Genomic DNA, 7,860 nt, shown 5'->3' with positions numbered 1-7,860 from the left:
TTTCTGATTATTATATTCACTGGTCATGCTTGCAAATCCTTTAAAATCTCATAGTCATTGTATGTTCTAGCTCTAACTCTTTGCGTAGCTCTTTAACTTCTGCTTTTACCTTAGCAAAGGTTGATGCTATATGCTTCTCATCTACAAAGCCTGGGATATTATTCTGCATCTCATGCTTTATGTATTTAAGCGGGCATGAATATTTCTTAGCTCCTACCATCACATGCTCATCATCTAATAACTGCTTAATATTCTAATTGTGATAATCCATATAATGCTTCTCACATATTTTACTTAAATTCTTAAGAACATTATGACTATCAGAAGAGTTAAATTGATTTAGTATCTCGTAATCCTTTAATATACCATGTTTTTGGGCATATACTACCATATTATGCATATTACTAATTAACTTATCTTGCTCTATAGTCTTAGCATTTGATATTGCTGATAGTAAACTACTATCATACTGCTCCACATATTTAAGATTTCCATCAAGCAACCTAAAGAATTCATGCTCACGGCTAATTGGTGTTCTGACGTAGAACCCCAGATTTTTTTGATTTCAAGAAATTGAAATTTTTGCTTCTCGTTTTTCAATATATTCTTTAAGTGATAAATATTTGCCATATTCAAGATGGGTAGAAATAATTTTATGTAATGGCACGCCAAGTTTATACAAATGAAAGATTTTTTCTTGATCGTTATCATACATTGATTTTTGTAATGTTCCTTTAGGTTTACCAAGTTTAATGCCTTTTGCTACCCTAGCACGTAAGCCTTCTTTAGTACGCTCCGATATAAAATCACGTTCCAACTCTGCTGTCATAGAAAATACGGTGATTAAAATTTTGTTGGTAACATTATTTTTGTCTTTGGGATTTAAGTCTAGGTTTTGCTTGATAAGAATAAGCCTCGACTGTTTCTCTTGTGTAATTGTTTCAACAATATTCAAGGTTTCTTTGATTGAGCGTCCCAAACGTGATAATTCAGATGCGATTACAATATCTTTAGGTGACAATTTTTCTAATAATTCATCTATGCGTCTTTTAGCAGTAGATTGACGTGATGACATCTCAAGCTCAATCCATTCATCAACTATAAATTTATGATCCATACCATATCGGCTAATCATATTTTTCTGACTCTCTAAATTTTGTTCATGAGTGCTAACACGAACATATCCATAAATCATCCTAAAATACCTTAATTTTGATTGATTTTGTCTTAACGTATTTTATAGTACTTTCACTAAAATAATAGTTTTTCATACAATGAATCTTTTTGATATAAAAAAGATATTTATATAATGGACATTATAAGCATAATAAATACAATATGTATAACTAAAGAACCCTCAGCTATAAGCTGAGGGGTTATAAAGTGGGAATCGATTAGAAATCGATCATCATTCACAGGTTCACCTTTCCTGTTCATCAATATAGTGCTGTATCATTTCATCAGTTATATTACCTGAACTGACCGCCATATAGCCCCTAGCCCACAAATGATTGCCCCAAAATTGTTTTCTTAAATGAGCAAATTCTTGCAATAAAATTCTTGAGCTACTACCTTTTAAATACTGTACTAACTTGCTAAGAGATATTTGTGATTTATATGAGATAAACATATGCACGTGATCACATGATATTTTCCCTGAAATTATATATACTTCATGTTCCATACAAATCTGCCTTAGTAAATCTCTAGCCCTTTCCGCTACTTTGCCTATCAATACTCTCTTCCTATATTTTGGTATCCATATAAGATGTACTTTTAAATCATACTGACTATGACTATTCTTTCTATAACTTCTCATGTTTCTTGATATAAATTCATTGCTAAAGCAATTTCATTATATCTTCCCTTCGCCTGAAGGCGAGGGATTTCTTATCCCCGAAGGGGGACATTAATTATGACCCAAGATAAAAATTTAGCTATTTTTTTCCGAAGTGGAAAATTTGCTTTGTATGGAATACCGGATTTTAATAATAAACAACGAAGAGAATATTTTAGTTTTTCTGAAAGTGAGATTGTAAATATTACAAGCAGTCTACACACCCATATCAATGTTTTTTATGCATTACAACTTGGCTATTTTAAAGCAAAAAAGATATTTTTTCAACTCTCATGGGAAAATATTCCACAAGAGGACTTGCAGTTTATTATATACCATTATTTTGATGATAAAAATTTATCTAAAATTTCTATCACTAATCATGAATATTACACTCAACGTAAAGAAATTATAGGTTTCTTTGGTTACCGATTCTGGACTAAAGACTTCCTGCAGGTACTCCTAAACCAAGCAACTCAAATAATAAAACGTGATATTTCGCCTAATTTTATAGCACGTGAGCTAATTGCTTTTTTAAATAACATCAAAGTGGTACGCCCAGCTTATACTACTCTACAAGCTATAGTCAGTAAAAGTCTTACTGCGGAACGTAAACGTATCAGTGCTATACTAGATAGAGAGCTAAAGAGTGAACATAAAGAGGCTCTAGATCAATTGATGGTAAGTGAAAATACTATTTCAACACTAGCCGGGTTTAAGCAAGATGCTAAAAATTTTGGCTTTAAAATGATGCTAAAGGAACGACAAAAATATAGCACCTTAGAACCTCTATATAGCACTGCTATAGACGTGATACTAAAATTAGATATTTCAAGGCAGAATATTGATAGTTATGTCAATCTTGCTCATTATTACAGTATTAGTAACTTACGTAAGTTGCGGTACAACCAGGATTATTTATATATTTTATGTTACGTGCTTAAACGCTATCAGCAATTAAGTGATAATTTAGTAGAAGCCTTTATCTACCAAGTAAAGAGATTTGAAAAAACTATTCGAGACAAAGTAAAAACTCATTTTGTCGATGAAGCAACAGAATCACAAGAAAAAATAGGAAACCTACTATTGCTTTATGTGGATGAGCAATTTAACGATACGACGTTATTTGTCAAAGTACGTGATCATGCTTTTAAAATTATGTCTCAAGAAGATATTCAAGTTCTTGGGCAAAAGATGCTTAATAAGCTGCACCGCAAGCAAGAATTTAAGTGGCAACAAATTGATAAAGCTCAGAAAAGTTACAAGTAAGGATGAAAAAATACAAAACAAATTCTTCAAACAATTACCGTTTTGTGAAATTAGCGAAGTATTAAACTTTGTGAATAACAATTGCAATTTTTTATCAGCTTTTACCACTTTGCAGCCTCGTTATGCTAAACAAGAACCAAACAATAAGGATAAACTAATCGCTACAATTCTTGCTCAAGCTTTTAACCACGGCAATTATAAAATGTCTCAAATTAGTGATATTTCATACCGCACACTTGAAACAAGTTATCAGCAGTATTTACGGTTATCAACATTGAAAGAAGCAAACGACATAATAAGCAATGCTATCTCAAAGCTTAAGATTTTTCCGTATTATTCTTTAGATTTAGAATTACTTTATAGCAGCGTTGATGGTCAGAAATTTGAACTGGATACGCCCAATATCAAAGCACGTTATTCACGTAAGTATTTGCGAGAAGGTCAAGGTGTTAGTGCTTACACTATTCTTGCAAATCATATACCATTGCAATGTGAGCTTATTGGCACACATGAATATTAAAGTTACTTTGTGTTTGATATTTGGCATAACAATACCTCAGAAATTATTCCAGGAGTGATAACTGGTGATATGCATGTTATCAACAAAGCAAACTTTGCAATCATGAAGTGGTTTGGAGCTGGGTTAAATCCAAGATTCACCAACCTCAATGATCAACTAAAAAATCTGTATTGCGGGGATGATATTAAAGAATACGCACATTGCTTAATTAAACCCATTGCTCAGATTGATATCCAAGTTATTATTGAACAAAAAAGTAGTATTGATCAACTTGTTGCCACCTTGGCACTAAAAGAAATGAATCAAGCTAATTTGATTAAAAAATTATGTCACTTATCACCAGAAAATGCTTTGCGGAGAGCTGTTTTTGAGTACGATAAATTAGTAAGAAGTATCTATACACTAAAATATCTGATGGATAGCCAATTACAGAAAACTGTACGCAAATCACAAAATAGAATTGAATCATATCACCAATTACGAGCTGCTATTGCAAAAGTTGGTGGTAAAAAACAATTACATGGTAAAACAGATATTGATGTAGAAATTATGCGGTAGACTGCTTGCTAATGCGATTATTTACTATAACTCCGTTATTTTATCTGGAGTTCTAGATAAATATGAAAACCTTGCCAATAATAAAAAATTTTTGACAATACTAAAGAAAATATCGCCAGTTGCTTGGCATCATCATATTCATTTTCTCGGTCAATATACGTTTTACAATAAAGGTAATTCTATAAATATAGGTGAAATAATGAAAAATATCGAATTAACTTATTAACACATAGCAAGCTACTTGTTTTGTAAATTAAATGCTAGTAAATAACCATTTATTGACTTGTGCTGCAGCAACCAACAGCAGAGATAAAAAGTAAATATAAACTTGTTAAACAACTAAATCTTCCATCATGGGAGAAGACATACAAAGGCTAAGCTAAGATATTAACCTAGGATTATGAATCCTAGGTCTTATTCTCAGGGGGTGTCAGAAAGTTTGTGTAAGTTATAAAAATAGTTAAGAATAAAATTAATTAAAACAACTTACATGAGGCTAATATGAAGAATAAGAGTAAAGTATCAAATCCGACTATAGAAAAAGTAGTATCAGAAATACTATCACAAAGTGATCCATCTGAGATATTTGGCAAAGAAGGAATATTTCAGGAAATTAAAAAGCAGATAGTAAATAAGATTTTAGAAAAAGAAATGGAATCTCATATAGGTTATGAGAAGCATTCTAAGAATACCAAGGAGTCAGATAATAGACGTAATGGCAATTATGAAAAGACTCTAATAGATTCCGAGGGTCGTAAATTGATAGTAGAAGTGCCAAGGGATCGGGAAGGAGAATTTGAACCTCAACTAATTCCAAAAGGAGTAAGGAGATTTGAAGGATTTGATGATAAAGTAATATCTTTATATGCTAGGGGAATGACTATTCGAGAAATACAAGGGCACTTAGAAGAACTATATGCCACCAAAGTATCATCTGAGTTAATATCAAAGGTAACTGATGGCATTTTAGAGGAAGTTACTGCGTGGCAGAATAGAGCACTTGATAGTGTATATCCTATAATGTAGATTGTATTCATGTTAAGGCAAGAGACAATCATATAATAATAAATAAAGCAGTTTATCTAGATATTGGCGTGAATATAGAAGGCAAGAAGGAACTATTAGGTATTTGGATAGGCAAGAATGAAGGATCTAAATTTTGGATGCAAGTAGTAACAGAACTGAAGAATCGTGGTGTAGAACAAATATATGTTGCGTGTGTTGATGGTCTTAAAGGTTTTCCAGAAGCAATAAATAGCATTTTCCCAAAAACCACAGTACAACTGTGTATTGTTCATATGGTAAGAAACTCTGTAAAATACGTATCATATAAAGATTTAAAATTGGTAACAGCTGATTTAAAGGCAGTTTATTCTGCAATAAATGAAGCAGAGGGATTAAGAGAATTACAAAATTTTGCTAAAAAATGGGATGAAAAATATCCAGTTATTTTTGATATATGGCAGAGAAATTGGTCTGGAATAGCTCCGTTCTTTAGCTTTCCGGAAGACATTAGAAAGGCGATTTACACTACTAATGCTATTGAATCAACTAACCGTCAAATTCGTAAAATTATAAAAAATAAGGGGGTATTTCCAGATGATAAATCGATTCAGAAAATAATCTTTTTAGCATTGACAAATGCTTCTAAAAAATGGACAATGCCTATTAAGAATTGGGCCATGGCTTTAAATCAATTTGCTATACTTTGTGATACTAATTTACAAAATTGGGCAAATGGAGAAATCGTACTTACATAAAAAATCTGACAGACCCTATTCTCATGATTGTCAATCAGTAAATTCAATTCTGCTCGTAATCAAAAAAATCTGGGGTTCTACGTCAGAACACCTATATTAGAGTTAGCATCTTTAACCGCTTCCCACTTCGCTATAATCTCTGCTCCTTGCTCCTGGTAAACCCGTCCTAAATAATGCGGCAGTAATGTTTCAATGAAATTCTCCTTAACCTGCTCCTCTTGCTTTAGATCACTTAAAACTTTTTGATTCTCGAGCAAATCACATTTCTTTAGCTCTATTAATTCGTGATTATCAAAAACAAAACTATCTATAGCTGATAGATTCTTTTGTAATCTACCAATTAATTTACTTGTAGTATTAGTTGCAGGCTTTTGTTGTGCTAATTCTCTTTCTACTAAAATATCACCGCAGGCATCCCGCGCTACTGTCATTAAATCCTGATACGCCTTGCAATTACTTATTGTGCCTTTTTGTGTGATGTTCTGTAAATAGTACTTGTATGTATATCATATCCTGCATGTTTCCGCAGCGTTTCATAGTTAATATTAAGCTGAATAGTCCTCTCGCCCATTAATACAGAACTACTGCTCAGCTTCAGGCTTTCTTTGATTAGCTTAGTCATAGTTGATATTCTACTAACTATTTCCTCTAACTTCTCATCATACTTAGCTCCTTGCTCCTTGAGCTCTTCAATCTGCTCTTCTAACTTAGCCCTGCGTTCCTCTAATTTACTAAAATTCTTCTCTCTAGCTAAAGCTCTAACTTCTACTCTGTTCTCGCTTATTAATTTGCTCACGTCTCTCTTCTTGCAAATCAAACAGTGATAAGTAGTCCAAGGGTGATGAAGAATTTCTGCATATAAGAACCTGACAATTATAGTTAATAATTATTTTATAAGGAGTAATTGTCCTTTGATTTTCCATTTATCAATATAATTTTCTGCAAGTCAGATTCACTAGTTTTAGAAGCATATTTAAAGAAATAACACCATTTATCTATAATAGTTTTTAGATCTTCTATTTGCTCTATAGGGAATTTAGGTAGTTCAATAAAGCTAAAAGAGAAATCCTTTAAATCGTGTTCAAAAGTAATTTTATCTAGGATAACATGATGAGAGATATAATCAGCTTTATCAGGGAAAATAATATAATCACTAATAGCAATAAAGATGACTTCCTTAAGGTTAGCATAGAGACCGTCTTGTAATGATACAGATTTTTAATATACACCTGCTGAAAATTGATACAGTATAATAAAAATTATTCTAGTACTAGTGACGCTTTAATCTGATGCCCCACAGTTAAGATTTCATCTCACAGACAGCGGAGCATATTATCAGATTATCATAAAGAGTAGTTCTTTTAACGTTAAAAGTCCTGCATATTGCAGCTTTGCTTGTGCCGGATTTCAGGGCTTCGTTAATAGCTAGCATTTTTTCAGGTGAAATAGCTCTTGGTCTTCCACCGGTTTTACCTCTTTGTTTAGCCGATTTCAAACCTGCCATAATGCGTTCTTTCGTAAGTGCTCGTTCATATTGAGCAAGAGCCCCAAACACACTAAACAAGAATTCACCATAGGGCGTTGTAGTATCCATTTGCTCAGTCAATTATTTAAAGCCAATATTTTTCTGCTTAAAACCATCAATAAGGGTAATTAAGATGAGACAATGATCGTCCTAACCGATCTAATTTTCATACAATAAGGCAATCACCATCTTTTAGATAATCTAAAACTTCTTGTAATCCTTTTCTATTATCTTTAGCACCACTTGCTTTATCTTGAAAAATATGTCTTGGGTCTACCCCTGCTTTAATGAGTGCGTCATATTGAAGATCGAACACTTGACGATCATTTTCACTAGAAACTCTCATATATCCAACTAGCATGTACGAGAAACCTTATTTTGCTAATAGTCG

General features: G+C 32.5%; 7 protein-coding genes and 5 pseudogenes. 4 read left to right on the top strand and 8 right to left on the bottom strand.

Annotated features, from left to right (window positions below):
* Positions 1-40: 40 nt before the first annotated feature.
* The 4 genes and pseudogenes from REIS_RS16295 to tnpA all read right to left on the bottom strand — a co-directional run.
* Positions 41-223, bottom strand: a complete 183-nt coding sequence (locus REIS_RS16295; RefSeq protein ID WP_241760988.1) for a hypothetical protein — start codon at positions 221-223, stop codon at positions 41-43.
* A 30-nt stretch (positions 224-253) separates the two neighbouring features.
* Complete coding sequence (locus REIS_RS16290) at positions 254-478, bottom strand: hypothetical protein (protein ID WP_241760987.1); 225 nt, start codon at positions 476-478, stop codon at positions 254-256.
* An 87-nt stretch (positions 479-565) separates the two neighbouring features.
* Positions 566-1,195, bottom strand: a complete 630-nt coding sequence (locus REIS_RS10525) for a recombinase family protein (RefSeq protein WP_008581469.1) — start codon at positions 1,193-1,195, stop codon at positions 566-568.
* 191 nt (positions 1,196-1,386) lie between these two features.
* Positions 1,387-1,819, bottom strand: a pseudogene (tnpA, locus tag REIS_RS10520) (IS200/IS605 family transposase); the annotation flags it as partial.
* Positions 1,820-1,915: 96 nt separating this feature from the next.
* On the opposite strand from tnpA, the gene REIS_RS17680 reads away from it, so the two are divergent.
* The 4 genes and pseudogenes from REIS_RS17680 (at position 1,916) to REIS_RS13770 (ending at position 5,944) form a co-directional block, all read left to right on the top strand.
* On the top strand, positions 1,916-3,106 hold the full coding sequence (locus REIS_RS17680) for a DUF4158 domain-containing protein (RefSeq protein WP_008581486.1): 1,191 nt from the start codon (positions 1,916-1,918) through the stop codon (positions 3,104-3,106).
* A gap of 70 nt (positions 3,107-3,176) precedes the next feature.
* Positions 3,177-4,184: pseudogene (locus REIS_RS17675) on the top strand (Tn3 family transposase).
* 1 nt (position 4,185) lies between these two features.
* Positions 4,186-4,410 (top strand): Tn3 family transposase, encoded by a 225-nt coding sequence (locus REIS_RS17670; RefSeq protein ID WP_371256196.1) that lies wholly within the window; start codon positions 4,186-4,188, stop codon positions 4,408-4,410.
* A gap of 275 nt (positions 4,411-4,685) precedes the next feature.
* Positions 4,686-5,944: pseudogene (locus REIS_RS13770) on the top strand (IS256 family transposase).
* A gap of 77 nt (positions 5,945-6,021) precedes the next feature.
* Here REIS_RS13770 and REIS_RS10500 read toward each other — a convergent pair.
* The 4 genes and pseudogenes from REIS_RS10500 to REIS_RS14745 form a co-directional block, all read right to left on the bottom strand.
* Complete coding sequence (locus tag REIS_RS10500; protein WP_040614939.1) at positions 6,022-6,375, bottom strand: hypothetical protein; 354 nt, start codon at positions 6,373-6,375, stop codon at positions 6,022-6,024.
* A gap of 26 nt (positions 6,376-6,401) precedes the next feature.
* Positions 6,402-6,740, bottom strand: a complete 339-nt coding sequence (locus REIS_RS10495) for a hypothetical protein (protein WP_040614938.1) — start codon at positions 6,738-6,740, stop codon at positions 6,402-6,404.
* 134 nt (positions 6,741-6,874) lie between these two features.
* A pseudogene (locus REIS_RS13765) lies at positions 6,875-7,147 on the bottom strand (PD-(D/E)XK nuclease family transposase); the annotation flags it as partial.
* A 97-nt stretch (positions 7,148-7,244) separates the two neighbouring features.
* Positions 7,245-7,830, bottom strand: a pseudogene (locus tag REIS_RS14745) (recombinase family protein).
* Positions 7,831-7,860: the final 30 nt, after the last annotated feature.

Origin of the sequence: Rickettsia endosymbiont of Ixodes scapularis (genome assembly GCF_000160735.1) — a bacterium.
Taxonomy (GTDB): domain Bacteria; phylum Pseudomonadota; class Alphaproteobacteria; order Rickettsiales; family Rickettsiaceae; genus Rickettsia; species Rickettsia tamurae.
Note: the sequence above shows the minus strand (reverse complement) of the source record. Positions and strands in the feature narration are given on the sequence as shown.